This window comes from Blastococcus deserti (genome assembly GCF_042682525.1).
GTDB classification, from domain to species: domain Bacteria; phylum Actinomycetota; class Actinomycetes; order Mycobacteriales; family Geodermatophilaceae; genus Blastococcus_B; species Blastococcus_B deserti.
The window spans coordinates 148824-168600 of the sequence record NZ_JBHUHP010000009.1; the positions used below are offsets into that span (position 1 = coordinate 148824).

The window sequence follows — 19777 nt, forward strand, 5'->3', positions numbered from 1 at the left end:
TAAGTGGATCTCCTCCCGGCGGTCGGGGCCGCGCGCCGTCCACACCCGGACGGGTCATCCACAGTTGCGCCGTCGATCTGGCACTGTCCGCCGACCCGCGGGTGAGGTGGGGGCGTGTCCACCTCCCGCACGACCGCCCGACCGCTGGTCGTCAGCAGCGACGAGCGTCTCCTCGACGACCTCCTGCGACTGCTGGCCGCCGCCGGTGCCGAACCGGAGCTCGCCACGGGCGGACCGGCGCTGCGCCGCGCTCACCGGCAGGCTCCGCTCGTCCTGATCGGGGCCGACGCACTGGCCGCCGGGGCGCTCCGGTCGCTCCAGCGCCGGCCCGGGGTGGTGGTCGTGGCCGCCCGGGACCTGCCGGCCACCGGCTGGGCGGGAGCCGTCGAGATCGGTGCCGAGCGAGTCGCGGTGCTGCCCGACGACGAGTCGTGGCTGCTGGCGCGCTGCACGGCGGCGGTGCGCGCTCCGGTGGAGCGGGGCTGGCTGGTCGCCGTGGGCGGGTCCTGCGGCGGCGCGGGTGCGAGCACCCTGGCCACGGCGGTGGCGCTGGCGGCCGCACCCGGGGTGACGCTCGTCGATGCGGATCCCTGGGGTGCCGGGCTCGACCTGCTGCTCGGGGCCGAGGGCGCCGACGGCCTGCGGTGGCCGGACCTGACCGGGCTGCGCGGGCGGGTCGCCGGAGACGCGTTGCTGGCCGCGCTGCCGGACGTCGCCGGCGTCCACGTGGTGGCCGCGTCCCGTTCCTCCCCCGGCACGGTTCCGGCGGACGCGCTGACGGCCGTGGTCGACGCCTCCCGCTCCGTCGGCTGCCCGGCCGTGGTCGACCTGCCGCGGTGTGCGGGGAGCGACGCGTCGGCCGTCGCCGCCGACGCCGACCTGGCCGTGCTCGTCGTCCCCGCCCGGCTGCGGGCCGCCACCGCGGCCCGGCTGCAGGTGGAGGGACCCGACTCCCCGTGGGCGGCCGCGGAGCTGGTCGTCCGCCAGGTCCCCGGCGGGCTGTCCCTCGAGGAGGTCGCCGACGTGGTCGGCCGCCCCGTCCTGGCGGAGCTGGCGCACGACCGGAGCGCGGTCCCGCGGGGCGAACGAGGCGAGCCACCCCTCGTCTCGGCACGGTCGCCGCTCGGTGCCGTCGCCCGTCGGATCCTCGGGAGCCTCCCGCGTCCGGGCGCGCCGCGATGACCGCACCGGCCCTGCTGGACCGTGTCCGGGCCCGCCTCGCCCTCGAGCCGGGCCCGCCGACCCGCGCCGCGGTCGCGGCGCTCGTGCGCGAGGAGGCCGGCGGCCTGCTCGGGGACGACGACGTCCTGCTCGCGGTCCGTGGGGCGGTCGACGAGCTGGCCGGCGCCGGACCGCTCGAGCCGCTGCTGCGCACGCCCGGTGTCACCGACGTCCTCGTCAACGGGCCCGACTCCGTCTGGATCGACCGGGGATGCGGGCTGGAGCCCACCGCCGTGCGGTTTCCCGACGACGACGCGGTCCGCCGGCTCGCCGTCCGGCTGGCCGCCACGGTGGGACGGCGGCTGGACGATGCGGCTCCGTGGGTGGACGTCGGCCTGGCCGACGGCACCCGCCTGCACGCGGTGCTGCCCCCGGTGTCGGGCAGCGGCACCTGCCTGTCCCTGCGGGTGCTCCGCCGGAGCACGCACACGCTCGACGAGCTCGCGGCCCTCGGCACGCTGCCCCGAGGGAGCGAAGAGCTGCTCCGGGCCGTCGTGGCGCGGCGGCTGGCCTTCCTGGTGACCGGGGGAACCGGCTCCGGGAAGACCACGCTGCTGTCGGCACTGCTCGGTGCCGCCGATCCCGGCGACCGGATCGTGCTGTGCGAGGACGCCGCCGAGCTCACCCCTGCCCATCCGCACGTCGTCCGGCTGCTCACCCGGCCACCCAACGTCGAGGGTGTGGGGTCGGTGACGCTGCGCGACCTCGTGCGCCAGGCGCTGCGCATGCGGCCCGACCGGCTCGTCGTCGGCGAGGTCCGGGGTGCCGAGGTGACCGACCTGCTCGCGGCGCTGAACACCGGTCACGACGGTGGCTGCGGCACGCTGCACGCCAACCGGCCGGCCGAGGTGCCGGCGCGTCTGGAGGCGCTCGGGGTGGCGGCCGGCCTGGATCGCGCCGCGGTGCACAGTCAGGCCGCCGCCGCCCTGGCGGTCGTGGTCCACCTCCGGCGCACGCCGCAGGGCCGTCGCGTGACCGAGGTCGGCGTCGTCCGCCGGTCGGGGGAGCGGGTCGTGGTGGAGCCCGGGTGGCGGGCCGACGGTGCGGACTGCCCGGCCGCCGGCCCGCTGTGGGACCGGCTGGCCGAGGGGCCGCCGTGACCGCCCTGCTGACCGCCGCGGCACTCGCGATGCTCCTCTGGCCGGACCGGCAGGCGCGGTCCCGGGTGCGGGTGCGCGAGCTCGGCGCGGCCCGGTCCACCGGGCGGCGTGTCCGCTCCGCGCAGCTTCCTGTTCCCGGCGCGGCTGCGGGGATCTCGGCCGCCGTGGCGGCGGTCCTCTCGACGCCGCTCGTGGCCGCCCTCGCCGCCGGGGCGACGTTCCTCGCCGCACGCTCCTGGACGGCCGGGCGGCGGGAACACCACGCGGAGCAGCGGCTGCTGTCGCTGACCGAGGGCCTGGGCGCCCTCGCCGGCGATCTGCGCAGCGGTCGGTCCCTGGACGCCGCGACCGTGGCGGCCGTCGACGCCTGCGCGGATGCCGGCACCGGGGCTGCTCTCGCCCGGACGCTGCGCGCTCCCGAGGCCGCACCCCCGCCCGGTCAGGACGCGGAGCTGGCCGGGGCGCTGGCCCGCGTCTCGGCGGGAGTCCTGCTCAGTGCCCGGACGGGGTGCTCGCTCGCCGCGGTCGCCGCCGCCGTGGAGGACGATCTGCGCGCCCGCCACCGGCTGCGGCTGGAGCTGCGGACGGCGACGGCCGGGCCGCGAGCCAGCGCGGTGCTGCTGGCCTGCCTGCCCCTGCTCGGGATCGTCATGGGGCACGGGGTCGGAGCCGACCCGTGGCGCGTGCTCACCACGACGGCGACCGGGCAGGTGCTGCTCGTCGTCGGGGTGGTGCTGGAGCTGGCCGGCCTGGCCTGGTCCGGGCGCCTGGTGCGTCGGGCGCTGCGATGACCGCGCCGGGATGGGAGCTCCTGCTGGCGCTCGCGGCGGCCCTCGCACTCTGGTCCCCGCGGACCGCTCTGGCGGCGCACCGGGTGCGGTCCCTGCGGGCCCCGCCGGAGCCGCCCGACGTCGCGGGAGTCGCCGGCCCGACGAGCACCCGCCGGCTGCTGGCCGGTGCGGCGGGCCTTGCGGCCGGTCTGCTGGTGGGCGGGCTTCCCGGCGTCGTCGTGGCCACGGTCGTCGCGGTACTGGCGGAGCGCTGGCTGGCAGGCGCGGCAGGCGGCGACGGCCCGCACGACCGGACCTCGCTGCTCCGCGACCTGCCCGGCGCGTGCGACCTGCTGGCCCTCTGCCTCACGGCGGGTGTCCCGGTCGGCGCGGCGCTGACGGCCGTCGGGGGCGCGGTGCCGGCGCCGCTGGGTCGGCACCTGTCGGATGTCGCAGCCCTGCTGCGGCTGGGCGCCGAGCCCCGGCGGGCCTGGGCCGACGCGCCCGCCGAGCTCGGGGCGCTCGGCAGGCTGCTCGTCCGGGCCGGGGAGTCGGGAGCGACCGCGGCGCCGGGCCTGCGGGCGCTGGCAACCGACATCCGGGCGGACGTGCGCGCGGCGGGCGAGGCGGCGGTCCGGCGGGCGGGGGTGTGGGTGCTGGCTCCGCTGGCCGCCTGCTTCCTCCCGGCCTTCGTCTGCCTCGGCGTCGTACCCATCGTGCTCGGTATCGCCGGCGACGTCTTCGGCTGACCGTCCACAGCCGATCGCCGTCTCCACAGATCGCTCTCAGGCCATGGATCGGACGGGCTCCGGCGGAAGGGTCGGGTCACGGCCCGCGGACGGCGGGCCCCGACCGAGGAGGCACCGTGGGGAACGTACCGACAACCGAGGGAGAAGCGGCCGGACCGGACGTCCTGGAGCGGCCCGCGCAGCCGGGCCGGTCGTGGCTGTCCCGGCGCTGGGCCGAGGTCCGGGCCACCGGCGAAGCCGGCATGAGCACCGCCGAGTACGCCGTCGGCACGGTGGCTGCCTGCGCGTTCGCCGCCGTGCTCTACCGCGTGGTCACCGGTGGCTCGATCGTCACCGGGCTGACCGACCTCATCGAGTCCGCCCTCGCCACGCTCTCCTGAGCCGTGCGACGCAGCCCCGTCGGTCGCCCCGGCGGGCGGGTCCGCCGTGCCGGGCGGGAGGAGGCCGGCATGGTGACCGCCGAGACGGCCGTCGTCCTGCCGGTTCTCCTCCTGGTGCTGGCCGGGGCGGTCGCCGCGGTCACGGTGGTCGGCGCGCAGCTGCGCTGCGTCGACGCCGCGCGTGAAGGCGCCCGGGCGGCGGCCCGTGGTGAGCCGGTGGGAGTGGTGACCGCCCTGGCCGACCAGGCCGCGCCGGACGGCACGGTGGTCACGGTCGTGCCGGACGGCGAGCAGGTGCGCGTGACCGTGTCGGCGCGCATCGCCCCGCTCGGCCCGGTGCCCTTGCGGTTCACGGTCTCCGCCGAGGCGGTGGCCCTGCGCGAGCCCGATGGAGGTGCCGGATGAGTCAGGGGAGGGGGCAGGGCGAGCGCGGGTCCGCCACCGTCTGGATGCTGGCGCTGTGCGGCGTCCTGGCCGTGGTGGGGGCGGCGGCGGTGGTCACGGGCGTCGCCGCCGTCGCCCGGCACCGGGCCGCCGCGGCGGCGGATCTCGCGGCCCTCGCCGGGGCGGTGCGCGCGGTGCAGGGCGCCGACGCCTGCGCCGGTGCGTCCTGGGCGGCGGCGGCGAACGGCGCGGACCTCACCGGCTGCTCGGCCGGGGACGGCGCTGTCGTCGACGTGGCGGTCAGCGTGCCGGTGCGTCTCGGGCGACTGGGCATCTTCTCGGCGACCGCCCGCGCCCGCGCCGGTCCCGTTCCGTGGTCAGCGGGCGGCGGCGTCCTCCAGGGAGTCGTCGGCAAGGGGGCCCTCGAGGGCGGCGAGCTCGTCGAGCACCACGTCGAGCACGCGAACCGCCCCCGCCTTGTCGAGAGGATCGTTGCCGTTGCCGCACTTGGGCGACTGCACGCAGGACGGGCAGCCGCTCTCGCACTCGCAGCTGGCCACGGTGGCCCGGGTGGCCTGCAGCCAGCGGCGCAGCACGGCGAACCCGCGCTCGCTGAAGCCGGCCCCGCCCGGATGACCGTCGTACACGAAGATCGCCGCCGTCCCGGTGTCGGGGTGCAGGGCGGTCGAGAGCCCGCCGAGGTCCCAGCGGTCGCAGGTGGCCAGCAGCGGGAGGATCCCGATCGCGGCGTGCTCCGCGGCGTGCAGCGCGCCCGGCAGCTCCAGCTCGTCGACCTCGGCGCGTGCCACTGCGCGCTCGTCGAAGGTCAGCCACACCGCGCGGGTCCGCAGCTGCCGCGCCGGCAGGTCCAGCGGGAACTCGGCCAGCACCTCGCCGGTGCCCAGCCGCCGCCGCTGGTAGGCCACCACCTGGTTCGTCACGTCCACCACGCCGGTGTGCGCGGTGACAGAGCCCAGCGGCCGGGTGCGGTCGGTGGAGACGATGCCGAGGTCGGTCACGTCCCGGGCCACGGTCGTCCACTCGGGGCTCTCGGCGTGCACCACGGCGCAGGCGTCGTCGACGTCGAACTCGTCGACGACGAAGGTGTCCCCCCGGTGCACGTAGAGGGCGCCGTCGTGCACCGTCGCGTGGGCTGCGTCGGCGTCGACGGTGCCCAGCAGGCGTCCCGTGCCTGCCTCGATGATCGAGACCGGCTCGCCGCCGCTGCCCCGGATGTCGACGTCGGGGCGACCCCGGCCGGCCCAGAACCAGCCGGCGGGGCGCCGCCGCAGCTGGCCGGCGGCTACGAGCTCCTCGAGCTGCGCCTCGGCCGCGGGACCGCCGAAGTCGGCCAGGTCCTCCGGGTGCAGCGGCAGCTCCGCGGCCGCGCAGCACAGCTGGGGACCGAGGACGTAGGGGTTGAGCGGGTCGGTCACCGTGGCCTCGATCGGCCGGCCGAAGACCGCGCGCGGGTGGTGGGCGAGGTAGTGGTCCAGCGGGTCGTCGCGGGCGACGAAGACCACCAGCGACTCCTTCTGCGCACGGCCGGCACGGCCGGCCTGCTGCCAGAGGGAGGCGAGGGTGCCCGGGTAACCGGCCAGCACGACCGCGTCGAGCCCGGCGATGTCGATGCCGAGCTCCAGGGCGTTCGTGGTCGCCACGCCCAGGAGGTCGCCTGCGGAGAGCGCGCGCTCCAGCTCCCGCCGCTCCTCGGGCAGGTAGCCGCCGCGGTAGGAGTCCACCCGGCGGACGAGGTCGTCGCGGCCGCGGTCGTGCAGCAGCCGCCGGGCCTGCTCGGCGACGGACTCCGCGCTCCGACGGGAGCGCACGAACGCCAGCGTGCGCGCGCCGCGCTCCACGAGGTCGGCCAGCAGGCCCGCGGCGTCCGCGGCGGCCGAGCGGCGCAGCGGCGCGCCGTGCTCCCCGGTGCGCTCGGTGAGGGGCGGCTCCCAGAGGGCGAAGGTGGCACCGGGGCGCGGTGAGCCGTCGGTGGTGACCGCCTCGACCGGGGCGCCGACGAGGCGGGTGGCGGCGGCGGCCGGGTCCGCGACGGTCGCCGACGCGAGCACGAACACCGGCTCGGCACCGTAGCGGCGGCAGATCCGCCGCAGCCGCCGCAGGACGTGGCCGACGTGGGAGCCGAAGACCCCGCGGTAGGCGTGGCACTCGTCGACGACCACGTAGGCCACCCGCCGCAGGGTGCTGGACCACTTCTGGTGCGCCGGGAGGATGCCGCGATGGAGCATGTCCGGGTTGGTCACGATCCAGCGCGAGTGGCGTCGGACCCAGTCACGCTCCTCGCCGGGGGTGTCCCCGTCGTAGGCGGCCGGGCGCACCGACGGATCCGCGAGCGCGGCCACGGACGTCAGCTGGTCCCGCGCCAGCGCCTTGGTGGGCGCGAGGTAGAGCACGCAGGCGCGCGGATCCTCGGCCAGCCGGGTCAGGGCTGGCAGCTGGTAGGCCAGCGACTTGCCCGACGCCGTCCCGGTCGCGACGACGACGTGCCGGCCCTCGCGGGCCAGCTGGGCGGCCTCCACCTGGTGACGCCACGGAGCCCGCACGCCGCGGGCCTCCAGCCGCGACCGCAGCCCCGCGTCCGTCCAGTCCGGCCACCCGAGGGTGCTGCTCTCGCGCACCGGCAGGTGGTGCACGTGAGTGACCGGCTGTTCCTCGACGTCCGTCCCGGCCAGCACGGAGGCCAGCAGCTCGGCGCCGGGGAGGACGCCCGTGCCGATCTCGTCGCGGTCATCGGGGTCCGGGCCGGGGGGAGCCGGCCGGACCGGGTGGAGCGTCGTCACCGGTCCACTGTCACACCTTCCGGCAACCGGCGGGGCGGCGGAACGACAACGATGTGATCCGTACGACAGAACGTCGAGGACGTCTACACCGGTTGTGATCTCCCTTACACTCGCCCGACGTTCGGCGCGCGGGCCCGCCATGCGCCGAGCGGACCTCCGCCGACCCGGGGAGCACCGACGCCTCCCGGCGGCCGACGACCGCTTTGGAGGAACACATGCCCGACAGTTCGCTGTCCGGCGGGGACCTGGCGCTGGTCGCCGTCGTCCTCGTCGTCTCCCTGGCCGCCCTCGGGTTCGCCGCCTACCTGGTGCGCGCCGTCCTGGCCGCCGATCAGGGCACGGCGAAGATGCGCGACATCGCGCGGGCGGTGCAGGAAGGCGCGGCGGCCTACCTGAGACGGCAGTTCCGCACGCTCGGCGTCTTCGCCGTCATCGTGTTCCTGCTGCTCCTGGTGCTCCCGGTGGCCGAGGGAGGCTGGGAGACCCGGGTGGGCCGGGCGATCTTCTTCCTCGTCGGCGCCCTTTTCTCGGCGTCGGTCGGGTTCATCGGCATGACGCTGGCCACCCGCGGCAACGTCCGTGTGGCCGCCGCGGCCCGCGGTGGCGGCTACCAGCCGTCGTTCCGCATCGCGTACCGGACCGGCGGCGTCTGCGGGATGATCACCGTCGGCCTGGGCCTCTTCGGTGCGGCCCTCGCGCTGCTCCTGTTCGACGACACCGCCCCGATCGTCCTCGAGGGCTTCGGCTTCGGTGGCGCGCTGCTCGCCATGTTCATGCGTGTCGGCGGTGGCATCTTCACCAAGGCCGCCGACGTGGGCGCCGACCTGGTCGGCAAGGTCGAGGCCGGCATCCCCGAGGACGACCCGCGCAACGCCGCGACGATCGCCGACAACGTGGGCGACAACGTCGGCGACTGCGCCGGGATGGCCGCCGACCTCTTCGAGTCCTACGCCGTCACCCTCGTCGCGGCACTCATCCTCGGCCAGGTCTTCTTCGGCTCGGTGGGCATGGTGTTCCCGCTGCTGATCGCCGCGATCGGGGTCATCGCCTCGGTGGTCGGCATCCTGGCCTCCAATCCCGGCAAGAACGACGGCAGCGGGATGGCCCCGATCAACCGCGGCTTCTTCACGTCCGCCGCCGTGTCCCTCGTCCTGGTCGCCGCGGCGTCGTTCATCTACCTGCCGAGCCTCTCCGACGGCGTCGACCTCTCGGTCAGCCCGCAGGTCCTCGGCTTCGTCTCGGTGTTCATCGGCGTCGTCCTGGCCGCCGCCATCCAGCAGCTCACCGGCTACTTCACCGAGACCAGCCGCAAGCCGGTCAAGGACATCGGCCGCAGCTCCCTGACCGGGCCGGCGACCGTCATCCTGTCGGGGATCTCCCTCGGCCTGGAGTCCGCGGTCTACGCGGCAGTGCTCATCGGCGGCGCGGTGTACGGCGCGTTCCTCATCGGCGGCGGCGCGGCTCTCTACGCCGTCGCGCTGGCCGGGTGCGGTCTGCTCACCACGGCCGGCGTCATCGTGTCGATGGACACCTTCGGCCCGGTCAGCGACAACGCCCAGGGCATCGCCGAGATGTCGGGGGACATCGACGAGGAGGGCGCCCGGGTGCTGACCGACCTCGACGCGGTCGGCAACACCACCAAGGCGATCACCAAGGGCATCGCCATCGCGACCGCCGTCCTGGCCGCGACTGCCCTGTTCGGCTCGTACAACGCCCAGATCAACGTGGCGCTGGAGGAGGCCGGGGAGACACTCGGGGACGCCTTCAGCCTGGTGAACCCGAACAACGTGGTCGGCGCGGTCGTCGGTGCCGCGGTCGTCTTCTTCTTCTCGGGTCTGGCCATCAGCGCCGTCTCGCGGGCGGCCGGACGAGTGGTCTTCGAGGTCCGGGAGCAGTTCCGCACGAAGCCCGGGATCATGGACTACAGCGAGCGTCCCGACTACAGCGCCGTGGTGGACATCTGCACCAAGGACTCGCTGCGCGAGCTGGCCACCCCCGGCCTGCTGGCGGTCCTGGCGCCGGTGGCGGTCGGCTTCGGACTGGGCATCGGCCCGCTGGCGGCCTATCTGGTGGGGGCGATCGCGGCCGGCACCCTCATGGCGGTCTTCCTCGCCAACTCCGGCGGCGCCTGGGACAACGCCAAGAAGATGGTGGAGGACGGCGCCTACGGCGGTAAGGGCAGCGAGGCCCACGCCGCCACGGTCATCGGTGACACGGTGGGTGACCCGTTCAAGGACACCGCCGGCCCGGCGATCAACCCGCTGATCAAGGTGATGAACCTGGTCGCCCTGCTCATCGCCCCGGCCATCGTCGGGCTCTCGGTGGGCGAGGACGCCAACACGACCGCCCGGGTGCTCATCGCGCTCGGCGCCGTGGCGATCATCGTGGCCTCGGTGGTCGTGTCCAAGCGCCGGTCCGTCGTCGTCGGCGGCGCCCCGAGCACCGCCACCGACGGCACGCTCAAGGTCACCGCTCCCTGATCCCACGTCGCTGATCCCACGTCCCTGATCCCACGACGCTGATCCCACGCGCGGATTCTCCGGCCGGCACCTCCGGGCCGGAGGATCCGCGCGGAGGATGTGGACGCGACCGTCGACTGTGGACGACGGCGCACGCAGCAGGGCCCCGCTTCCTAGCGTCGGTCGCCTCCGGCTCGCCGCGGGCCGGACCGACCAGGGGAGCCCACCATGTCCTCGCCCGTCCCCGCCGGCCCGATCCCTGCCCCACCGACCCCTCCCGGGCCCGTCGTCGTCCGCCCCGAGGCCGTGACGGGGCTCGCGGGCGAGCTGACGCTCCTCGCCGCCGAGCTCTCCGACGACGCCCACCGGTGCCGTGCCGCCGCGGGTTCGCTCACCGTCGCGCTGGACGGCGAGGAGGGGTGGAGCGCCGGTGCGGCGGCCATCGCGTGGGCCAGGCTCGAGGAGGTGCTCGCCGAACGGACGGCGGCCCTCGCGGAGACCCTCGCCGCCGCCGCGGGCGCCTACGTCGCCGAGGACGCCCGCCTCGCCGCCGGGATCGGCCCGGACTCGCCGGCAGCGCCCCGGTGAGCGGGCCGGTCGCCGAGCACTCCGCACGGCTGGCCGCGATCGCGGCCTGGGAGGTGTCGGGGCTGCGCCGGGCCGTGCGCTCGCTGGCCGCCGTGGCCGACCGGCTGCTGCCCTGGCGGGCCCGGCTGGAGGGGGTCGCCCGGTCCCTGGCGTCGGGGGAGAGCTGGTCGGGGCACGCAGCCGGCGCGGCGGCCGCTGCCGCGCAGGAGCTCGCGACCGTGACGTGGACCGTGGACGCCGCCCTGGAGGAGTCGCTGACCGCGTTCGAGCGGCTCGCCGGCGAGGCGGTCGCCGCGCAGGTGCTGGCCGGCGAGGCGCTGGCGCTCGCCGCCGCGCTGCCGGACGGTGTGGACGCCGCCCTGCGGGAGACCGACCGACTGGCAGCCGCCGCCGTCGCTCTCGTGCCGGGAGCGACGGGCGCGTCACCGGGCCCGGCGGTCGCCGCGGCCCGGGATGCGCTGAGCCACGCGGCGGCCGCCTCCGCCGCCGCCGAGCGGGCCGGTGCGGCCCTCGCCGCCGTGGGCGCGGGCGACGCCTTCCCGCCGGGCGACTTCGCCGCGCTCGCCGCCCGCGTCCCGCTCGCCGATCCGGTCTGCCTGCCACCCACCCCGACCGGACCGCCCGAGGAGGTGGCTGCCTGGTGGGCGGCGCTTCCGCTCACCGCTCAGCTCGCCGCCCTCCGCGCCGAACCGGTGGCCCTCGGCGGGCGGGACGGGCTGCCGGCGTGGGCGCGCGACCTGGCCAACCGGCAGCTCCTCTCCACCGCGCTCGCGAGCCCGACCACACCTCCGGCCGCGGCGGCCACCGCCCGTGTCGTGGCGCGGCGGATCCGGGCGGAGGAGGCCGCCGGCCGCCGGGTCCAGCTGCACCTGCTCGACCTCACCGGCGACCGGGCGGTCCTCGCCCTCGGTGATCTCGACACCGCCGGCGCGATCGCCCTGCTCGTCCCCGGGATCGGGAACACGCCCGGTGACGACCTGCGCGGTCTGGTCACCGACGCCCGCGCGGTCGCCGACGCCGCGCGGACCGCCGATCCCCGGCTTCCCGTGGCGACGGCGGTCTGGCTGGGCTACGACACCCCGGGCAGCCCCCGGGATGTGGTGAGCCGCGCTCCGGCGTGGGCGGGCGGGGCGGCGCTGGCCGCGTCCCTCGCCGGGCTCGACGCCGCGCGGGAGGCGGTCGCCCGGCCCGACGCGCGCACGACGGTGCTCGGTCACAGCTACGGCACGGTCGTCGTCGACGAGGCCGCTGACGTGGCGGGCCCGCTTGCCGCCGATGCCGTCGTCCTGCTGGGCAGCCCGGGCGTGGAGGACGACGCCGCGAGCCTCGGCGTCCCCGAGGTGTACGACGCGGCGTCGCCGGCCGACCTCGTCGCCTCCCTCGGCTGGTTCGGGCGGACGACCGGATCGCCGGCCTACGGGTCCACCGGACTGCCGGTCGACGCGGACACGGGCCACTCGGAGTACTACGACCGCGACCGCCCGACCCTGCCCGCCATCGGAGAGGTGGTGGCGGGCGTGCGCACCCCCGGCTGACCGGTGCGGGGGTGTGGACGGGTGCGCGGGAACACGAGCACGCCACCGACGTTGGTGCGGGTGACGGCGCGCCCACGGTGGGTCGCCCCCGGCGCCTTGTCCGGTGCGTGGCTTACCGTGGCCCGCCGAGGGGGCGTTCCGCGGCGGCGCCCGCCGGAGTCGGGGAGTCCGCCCGCCCAGGGATGGATCCACCCGGCACCGTTTCCGGCAGCCCGCGCCCCGCACGCACCCGCAGCACCACCGCAGCACCACCGACAGGAGCACCGTGCCCACGAAGACCAGCAGCGAGACCACCGCCGGCGGGACCAAGGCGCCGGCACGCCGGCGGACCGCCGCGCCCGGGAGCAAGCCCCTGGTCATCGTGGAGTCCCCGACGAAGGCCGGGAAGATCGCCGGCTATCTCGGGAACGGCTACGTCGTCGAGGCCAGCGTCGGCCACATCCGCGACCTCCCCCGGAACGCCGCCGACGTCCCGGCGGAGCACAAGGGTGCCTCTTGGGCCCGGCTCGGCGTCGACGTCGACAACTCCTTCGAGCCGCTCTACGTCGTCAGCCCCGACCGCAAGCAGCAGGTCAGCCGGCTCAAGCAGCTGGTGAAGGAGGCCAGCGAGGTCTACCTCGCGACAGATGAGGACCGCGAGGGCGAGGCGATCGCCTGGCACCTGGTCGACACGCTCAAGCCGCGTGTCCCGGTGCACCGCATGGTCTTCCACGAGATCACCCCCGAGGCGATCGCCCGGGCCGTGGCCAACCCGCGTGAGCTCGACACCGCCCTGGTCGACGCCCAGGAGACCCGCCGGATCCTCGACCGCCTCTACGGCTACGAGGTCTCCCCGGTGCTGTGGAAGAAGGTGCTGCCCAAGCTCTCGGCCGGCCGGGTGCAGTCCGTCGCGACCCGGATCGTCGTCGAGCGCGAGCGGGAGCGCATGGCCTTCCACGCCGCCGACTACTGGTCCCTCGAGGGCACCTTCGCCGTCCAGCGACCCGGGGCCGCCACCGACGAGGGCGAGCCGACGACGGTGCGCGCCCGCCTGGTGAGCGTCGACGACAGCCGGGTGGCCACCGGGCGCGACTTCGACCCGGCGACCGGCCGGGTCACCGGGGACGTCGTCCACCTCGACGAGGCCGGCGCGCGCGGACTGGCCGCCCGGCTCGAGGGCCGGCAGGTGACCGTGAGCCGGGTCGACGAGAAGCCCTACCGGCGCCGTCCGTACGCCCCCTTCACCACCTCGACGCTCCAGATGGACGCCGGCCGCAAGCTCGGGTGGTCCTCGGCGCAGACGATGCGGGTGGCGCAGCGGCTGTACGAGAACGGCCACATCACCTACATGCGTACCGACTCGACGAACCTGTCCCAGGAGGCGATCAACGCCGCCCGGCAGCAGGCGCGCGAGCTCTACGGCGACGCCTTCGTGCCGGCCGAGGCGCGCCGCTACAAGAGCAAGGCCAAGGGCGCGCAGGAGGCGCACGAGGCCATCCGCCCGGCCGGCGACAACTTCCGGACGCCCGGGCAGCTCGCCCCGCAGCTGGCCCGGGACGAGTTCCGCCTCTACGAGCTCATCTGGCAGCGCACCGTCGCCTCGCAGATGGCCGACGCGGTGGGGCAGACGGTGAGCATCCGGCTGGTCGGCCGCAGCGCCACCGACGAGGCCGTCGAGTTCACCGCCAGCGGCCGCACGATCACCTTCCCCGGCTTCCTCAAGGCCTACGTGGAGTCGCGCGACGAGAACCCGGCGACGGGTGACGACGAGACCGCCAGCGACGACGCCGAGCGCCGGCTGCCCCGCCTGGAGCGCGGCCAGCGGCTCGACACCCGGGAGCTGGAGGCCAAGGGTCACACCACGACGCCGCCGGCGCGGTACACCGAACCGAGCCTGGTCGCCCGGCTCGAGGAGCTGGGCATCGGCCGCCCGTCGACGTACGCGTCGATCATGCAGACCATCCAGGACCGCGGCTACGTGTGGAAGAAGGGCAACTCCCTGGTGCCCTCGTTCATCGCGTTCGCCGTCGTCAACCTGCTGGAGCAGCACTTCGCCCAGCTGGTCGACTACGACTTCACCGCCTCCCTGGAGGAGGAGCTCGACGAGATCGCCGGCGGCAACCTGCAGCGGGTCGACTGGCTGACCGAGTTCTACTTCGGCGGGGAGGGCCGCCACAGCGGGGGCATCGCCGAGTCCGGCGGGCTCAAGCAGATCGTCGGCCAGCGCCTGGAGGAGATCGACGCCCGCGGCGTGAACTCGATCCCGCTCCGGGCCACCACGCCCGACGGGAAGCCGGTCGTCGTCCGCGTCGGCCGCTACGGCCCGTACCTGCAGGCCGGCGGGGAGGACGGGCCCCGGGTCAGCATTCCCGAGGACCTCGCGCCCGACGAGCTCACCAGCGAGAAGGTGCGGGAGCTGCTCGAGGCGCCGTCCGGTGACCGCGAGCTGGGCACCGACCCGGAGTCCGGCCACCCGGTGGTCGTCAAGGCGGGGCGCTACGGCCCGTACGTGACGACCGTCGTCCCCGAAGGCAGCAAGGACGCGCCGCGGACGGCCAGCCTCTTCGCCTCCATGACGCCGGAGAGCATCACCCTCGAGGAGGCGCTGAAGCTCCTGACGCTGCCGCGCACCGTGGGGACGGCCCCGGACGGCGAGGAGATCCAGGCGCTCAACGGCCGCTACGGGCCCTACATCAAGAAGGGCACCGACTCCCGGTCGCTGGAGAACGAGGAGAAGCTCTTCACCGTCACCCTCGACGAGGCGCTGGCGATCTTCGCCCAGCCCAAGCAGCGGGGCCGCCGGGCCGCCGCCGCGCCGCTCAAGGAGCTCGGGCACGACCCGGTCACCCAGGGGCAGGTCACCGTCCGCGAGGGGCGGTTCGGCCCCTACGTCACCGACGGCGAGACCAACGCCAGCCTGCGCAAGGGCGACGACGTCGAGACCATCACCATCGAGCGGGCGGCCGAGCTCCTGGCCGACCGCCGGGCACGCGGTCCGGTGACCAAGAAGAAGGCCACCAAGACGGCGGCCAAGAAGACGGCGGCCAAGAAGACGGCGGCCACGAAGACGGCGGCCAAGAAGGCGCCCGCGAAGAAGGCGGCGGCGAAGAAGACCGTCACGCCCGTCATCGCCGGCTGAGGAACGGCGGGTCGGCGACGCGGAGCCGCCGGTGCCCGACCCGCCGTCCGCACGTGGCGCCGACGGGTGAGGACCGCAGGACCGCCCGGGGTCAGGACGGGCGGTTGCCGACGGCGAACACCCGCCGGAACGGCAGGACGGTCGTGCCGTCGGGGCGCGGGGGATAGGCGTCGCGGAGCGCGGCGGCGTACTCGGCGGTGAGCCGCGCCGCGTCGTCCTCGGGAAGCACTGCGAGCACCGGCCGCAGGACGGTGGTGCGGACCCAGGCCAGCACGGGGTCCGTCCCGGTCAGCACGTGCAGGTAGGTGGTCTCCCAGGCGTCGGCCGACAGCCCGGCTGCGGTCAGGACGTCGAGGTACCCGGCCGGATCGAGGACGGCGTCGGGTCGGGGGGCGGCCCCGGCCAGCCGATCGGCCCAGCGCGGCGACCGGCAGAGGTCGGCCAGCAGCGCGTGCGTCGGCGCGCGGAAGTTCCCCGGCACCTGCACCGCGAGCCACCCACCGGCCGGCAGCCACCCGGCCCAGCGGGTCAGCAGCCGCTCGTGATCGGGCACCCAGTGCAGGACGGCGTTGCTGACGACGACGTCGACCGGGCCGGGAGGCGCCCACTCGCGGACGTCGCCCGGGACGAACTCGACCCGCCCCGGCCGGGCCTCGGCCGCCGCGGCGGCGAGCATCTCCGGCGAGGAGTCCACCCCGGTCACCCGCGCGGCGGGCCACCGCGCGGCCAGGGAGGCGGTGAGGCTGCCCTCGCCGCAGCCGAGGTCGACCACGGTCGTGGGCGCGTCGGCGGCGATCCGGGCCACCAGCTCGGCGAACGGGCGGGCGCGCTCCCCGGCGAAGCGCAGGTATCCCGCGGGGTCCCACGCCGCGGACCGGCCGCCGCTCGAGGTCGCCGCGAGCCGGGGCGTCCCGCCGGTGTTCGTCGCGTCGTCATCCGCCGTCGGCCTGCTCGTCGTCACCGGTTCCGACCCTAGTTCCCGGACCCGCCGCAGCGCGGATCGACGGTCCTCCGCCGTTCGCTCCTCCGGGCGCAAATCCGCCGAGATCGTCGGTCCGCCCCGGTACCGTGAGGCTGCCCAGGGACAGCTTTCGCCCCCACCCTCCGAGCCCGGGAGCTCCGATTCCGTCCGACCCGACGCCGCCCGACGACGCGGTCGACGCGCGGCCGGCCGACCGGACCGGCCCGCCGGCCGACGGGCTGCCGTCCGCCGGCACACCAGTTCCGCCGAACGCCGCGGTACCGCTGACGGAGGTGGATGCCGCCGCACCGGCCGGCCCGGGGAAGGAGCCCGCGGAGGAGGGCCACGCCGGCGAGGGGGCGCACCCCGACGTCCTCGGTGCGGTGGGGCTGGTGGCCAAGCTGCGCGCCGTGCTGCGGGTCCGCGACTTCCGCATGCTCTGGCTGTCGATGTCGCTGTCGAGCTTCGGTGACTGGCTGGGCCTGCTGGCGATCACCGCCACCGCCACCTCGCTCGTCGACGGTTTCGCGGCCGCCAACTTCGCGCTGGGTGGCGTGCTGCTGTTCCGGCTGCTCCCCGCGATCGTCCTGGGCCCGCTGGCCGGGGCCTTCGCCGACCGGTTCGACCGGCGCAAGACGATGGTGGTCACCGACGTGATGCGGTTCGGGCTGTTCGCCTCGATCCCGATCGTCGACAACCTCATCTGGCTGTTCGTCGCGCAGTTCCTCATCGAGGCCATCAGCCTCTTCTGGATCCCGGCGAAGGACGCCGCCGTCCCCAACATGCTGCGCAAGGACCAGCTGGAGCCGGCGAACCAGCTCTCGCTGGTCACCACCTACGGGCTGACCCCGGTGCTGGCGGCCGTCGTGTTCGCCGTCCTGACCACGCTCGGCGGGCAGCTGCAGCGGCTCCTGCCGACGGTCGATGAGGTCGACCTGGCGCTCTACCTCAACGCGCTCACCTTCCTGGTGGCGGCCGTGGTCATCTGGAACCTGCCGTCGATCAGCGGCCGCCGCGCCGCCGGTGCGGTGAGCACGCAGGAGAGCTTCTTCGGCTCGCTGCGCCACGGCTTCTCCTTCGCCGGGCACACGCCGCTGGTCCGCGGCCTGGTCGTCGGCATCACCGGCGCCTTCGCCGCCGCCGGCGTGATCATCGCCACCGGCCAGGCCTACGCCAACGCGCTCGGAGGCGGTGACGCGGCCTACGGCTTGCTCTTCGGAGCGGTCTTCATCGGCCTGGGGCTGGGCATCGCGATCGGGCCGAGCATCGCCCGCGACCTCGCCCGCGAGCGGATCTTCGGCGTCGCGATCGTCGGGGCCGGCGCGATGGTCGTGCTGATGTCCTGGACCTTCGCGCTGTGGATCGCCCTGCTGCTCGTGGTCCTCATGGGCTTCTTCGCCGGCATCGCCTACCTGGCCGGGTTCACCCTCCTGGGCACCGAGATCGAGGACGAGATCCGCGGCCGGACGTTCGCCATCGTGCAGTCGCTGGTGCGGGCCGCGCTGATCCTGTCGCTGGCCGTCGTGCCGTTCGGGGTCGGTCTCATCGGCCGGCACTCGGTCGACCTCGGGGTGATCACCCTCCCGGTCACGGGGGAGCGGATCATGCTGCTCGTGGCCGGCCTGCTGGCCATCGGCGTGGGCGTCCTGGCCTACCGGCAGATGGACGACGGGCGGCCGGTGCCGCTGCTGGCCGACGTGGTCACCGCGCTCCGGCGGGACACCACCGCCCGGCGGCGCCTGGCCGGTGGCGGTGTGCTCATCGCCTTCGAGGGCGGCGAGGGTGCCGGCAAGTCCACCCAGGTCCGGCGGCTGCAGGAGTGGCTGACCAACGAGGGGCTCGTCGCACGGGCCACCTTCGAGCCGGGTGCCACCCCGTCGGGCGCCGGGATCCGGGCGATCGTGCTGGACCGCGCGCACACCGGCATCGCGCCGCGCTCGGAGGCCCTGCTCTACGCCGCCGACCGCGCCCAGCACGTCCACGACGTCCTCCGCCCGGCCCTGGACGCGGGCGAGGTGGTGATCACCGACCGGTTCGTGGACAGCTCCCTGGCCTACCAGGGAGCCGGCCGCACCATCCCGCTGGACGACGTCCGCATGCTGTCGCGCTGGGCGACCCAGGGGCTGCAGCCCGACCTCACGATCCTGCTGGACCTGCCGCCGGAGGTGGGCCTGGCCCGCGCCCGGGGCCGTGCCGTCGCCGACCGGCTCGAGTCGGAGTCGCTGGAGTTCCACCAGCGCGTGCGCCAGACCTTCCGGGCGCTGGCCGAGGCCGACCCCGACCGCTACCTGATCCTCGACGCCCGGGAGTCGCCGGACGCCATCGCCGCGCGGATCCGGATTCGGGTCACCGAGCTGCTGTCGGGGCTGCCGCTGCAGCAGCTGGCCCAGACCGCCGCCTCGCCGCAGCGCGCCAACGGATCCCCCGTGCCGCACGAGGAGCTCGCCTCGTCGGTACCCCACCACCCGCACGCCCAGACCGGCTCGACCCCGCAGCTGCACCCGTGAGCGCGGCCGAGGGGGTCTGGTCGCGAGTCATCGGCCAGGAGGCGGTGGTCGCCGAGCTGCGCGCGGCGGTGGCCGACCCGGCCGCGATGACCCATGCCTGGCTGTTCACCGGGCCGCCGGGGTCCGGCCGGTCGGTGGCGGCCCGGGCGTTCGCCGCCGCCCTGCAGTGCCCGGACGGCGGTGACGGCACCTGCCACGCCTGCCGCACGGTCCTGGCCGGCACCCACGCCGACGTGCAGACCGTCGTGCCAGAGGGGCTGTCGATCGGGGTGGCCGAGGTCCGGGAGATCGTCCGGATCGCCGGGCGTGCGCCGTCGCAGGGCCGGTGGCAGGTGGTGCTGGTCGAGGACGCGGACCGGATGACCGAGCAGGCGTCGAACACCGTGCTGAAGATGCTCGAGGAGCCGCCGGCCCGGACGGTGTTCCTGCTCTGCGCCCCGAGCCTGCACCCCGACGACGTGCCGGTCACCATCCGCTCCCGGTGCCGGGTGGTCGGCCTGCGCACACCGCCGGTGGAGGCCGTGGCCGACGTCCTGGTCCGCCGGGACGGCGTCGACCCGGCCCTGGCGTCCTGGGCGGCCGCGGCCGCCGCCGGGCACGTCGGGCGCGCCCGCAGGCTGGCCCGCGACGAGACGGCGCGGATGGCACGCAAGGCGGTGCTCGACGTCCCGTTGTCGCTCATCTCGCTCGCGGCCTGCCTCGACGCGGCCGACGACCTCGTGGGCGCGGCGCAGGAGGAGGCCGACGAGGCATCGGCCGCGCTCGACAGCGCGGAGACCGAGGCCGTGAAGGCCAGCCTGGGCGTGGGCGCCCGCGGGCCGGGGGTGGCGGCCGCCAGCCGGGGCGCCGGGCAGCTCAAGGAGCTGGAGAAGCGGCAGAAGTCGCGGGCCACCCGCCTCGGCCGCGACTCCCTCGACCGGGCGCTGGTCGACCTCGCCGGCCTCTACCGGGACGCGCTGGTGCTCGACTCCGCGCCCGACGACCCGCCGCAACTGACCCACCCCGACCGGCGAGCCGACGCCGCCGAGCTGGCCCGGCGGATCGGTGCCGAGGGGGCGCTGCGCCGCATCGACGCCGTCCTGGCGTGCCGGCTCGCGCTGGAGCAGAACGTCAAGCCGCGGATCGCCCTGGAGGCGCTCACCGTGGCGCTGCGGCTGCCCGCCTGAACCCGGCGACCCTGCGCAGAACCGGCGCGGCGGTGTCGTAG

General features: G+C 75.8%; 14 protein-coding genes and 1 pseudogene. 13 read left to right on the forward strand and 2 right to left on the reverse strand.

The window, feature by feature from the left end; translation table 11 throughout:
- Window positions 1-114 precede the first annotated feature (114 nt).
- From ssd to ACFSHS_RS08755, 7 genes and pseudogenes are all read left to right on the forward strand, one after another.
- Complete coding sequence (gene ssd, locus ACFSHS_RS08725; RefSeq protein ID WP_376874153.1) at window positions 115-1182, forward strand: septum site-determining protein Ssd; 1068 nt, start codon at window positions 115-117, stop codon at window positions 1180-1182.
- Window positions 1179-2321, forward strand: a complete 1143-nt coding sequence (locus ACFSHS_RS08730; protein WP_376874155.1) for a TadA family conjugal transfer-associated ATPase — start codon at window positions 1179-1181, stop codon at window positions 2319-2321. Before ssd ends, ACFSHS_RS08730 begins: the two co-directional genes overlap by 4 nt.
- The gene (locus tag ACFSHS_RS08735) at window positions 2318-3112 is read left to right on the forward strand and encodes a type II secretion system F family protein (RefSeq protein ID WP_376874157.1); all 795 of its coding nucleotides are present in this window, start codon (window positions 2318-2320) and stop codon (window positions 3110-3112) included. Before ACFSHS_RS08730 ends, ACFSHS_RS08735 begins: the two co-directional genes overlap by 4 nt.
- Complete coding sequence (locus ACFSHS_RS08740) at window positions 3109-3840, forward strand: type II secretion system F family protein (RefSeq protein ID WP_376874159.1); 732 nt, start codon at window positions 3109-3111, stop codon at window positions 3838-3840. The genes ACFSHS_RS08735 and ACFSHS_RS08740 overlap by 4 nt, the downstream gene beginning before the upstream one ends.
- A 116-nt stretch (window positions 3841-3956) precedes the next feature.
- Window positions 3957-4220 (forward strand): DUF4244 domain-containing protein, encoded by a 264-nt coding sequence (locus tag ACFSHS_RS08745; protein WP_376874161.1) that lies wholly within the window; start codon window positions 3957-3959, stop codon window positions 4218-4220.
- 69 nt (window positions 4221-4289) lie between these two features.
- A complete protein-coding gene (locus ACFSHS_RS08750) occupies window positions 4290-4625 on the forward strand; it encodes a TadE family type IV pilus minor pilin (protein WP_376874163.1) in 336 nt (111 codons plus the stop codon).
- Window positions 4622-4960 (forward strand): annotated as a pseudogene (locus tag ACFSHS_RS08755) (Rv3654c family TadE-like protein); the annotation flags it as partial. The gene ACFSHS_RS08750 and the pseudogene ACFSHS_RS08755, both read left to right, overlap by 4 nt.
- Before the next feature lie 21 nt (window positions 4961-4981).
- Here the strand turns inward: ACFSHS_RS08755 and ACFSHS_RS08760 are convergent.
- Complete coding sequence (locus ACFSHS_RS08760) at window positions 4982-7402, reverse strand: DEAD/DEAH box helicase (RefSeq protein ID WP_376874165.1); 2421 nt, start codon at window positions 7400-7402, stop codon at window positions 4982-4984.
- A 215-nt stretch (window positions 7403-7617) separates the two neighbouring features.
- Between ACFSHS_RS08760 and ACFSHS_RS08765 the strand changes: the two genes are divergently transcribed.
- From ACFSHS_RS08765 to topA, 4 genes are all read left to right on the forward strand, one after another.
- Window positions 7618-9882 carry a sodium-translocating pyrophosphatase gene (locus ACFSHS_RS08765; protein ID WP_376874167.1) on the forward strand — a complete coding sequence of 755 codons (2265 nt, stop codon included), beginning with the start codon at window positions 7618-7620 and terminating at the stop codon, window positions 9880-9882.
- 207 nt (window positions 9883-10089) lie between these two features.
- Complete coding sequence (locus tag ACFSHS_RS08770; RefSeq protein WP_376874169.1) at window positions 10090-10449, forward strand: hypothetical protein; 360 nt, start codon at window positions 10090-10092, stop codon at window positions 10447-10449.
- On the forward strand, window positions 10446-11984 hold the full coding sequence (locus ACFSHS_RS08775; protein ID WP_376874171.1) for an alpha/beta hydrolase: 1539 nt from the start codon (window positions 10446-10448) through the stop codon (window positions 11982-11984). The genes ACFSHS_RS08770 and ACFSHS_RS08775 overlap by 4 nt, the downstream gene beginning before the upstream one ends.
- Window positions 11985-12249: 265 nt before the next feature.
- Complete coding sequence (topA, locus tag ACFSHS_RS08780) at window positions 12250-15102, forward strand: type I DNA topoisomerase (RefSeq protein WP_376874173.1); 2853 nt, start codon at window positions 12250-12252, stop codon at window positions 15100-15102.
- Window positions 15103-15193: 91 nt separating this feature from the next.
- On the opposite strand, the gene ACFSHS_RS08785 is transcribed toward topA, so the two are convergent.
- Window positions 15194-16063 carry a trans-aconitate 2-methyltransferase gene (locus tag ACFSHS_RS08785; RefSeq protein ID WP_376874175.1) on the reverse strand — a complete coding sequence of 290 codons (870 nt, stop codon included), beginning with the start codon at window positions 16061-16063 and terminating at the stop codon, window positions 15194-15196.
- A gap of 293 nt (window positions 16064-16356) precedes the next feature.
- Here ACFSHS_RS08785 and tmk point away from each other — a divergent pair, with 293 nt between their 5' ends.
- A complete protein-coding gene (gene tmk, locus ACFSHS_RS08790; protein WP_376874177.1) occupies window positions 16357-18570 on the forward strand; it encodes a dTMP kinase in 2214 nt (737 codons plus the stop codon).
- On the forward strand, window positions 18567-19736 hold the full coding sequence (locus tag ACFSHS_RS08795) for a DNA polymerase III subunit delta' (protein WP_376874179.1): 1170 nt from the start codon (window positions 18567-18569) through the stop codon (window positions 19734-19736). Before tmk ends, ACFSHS_RS08795 begins: the two co-directional genes overlap by 4 nt.
- Window positions 19737-19777 lie beyond the last annotated feature (41 nt).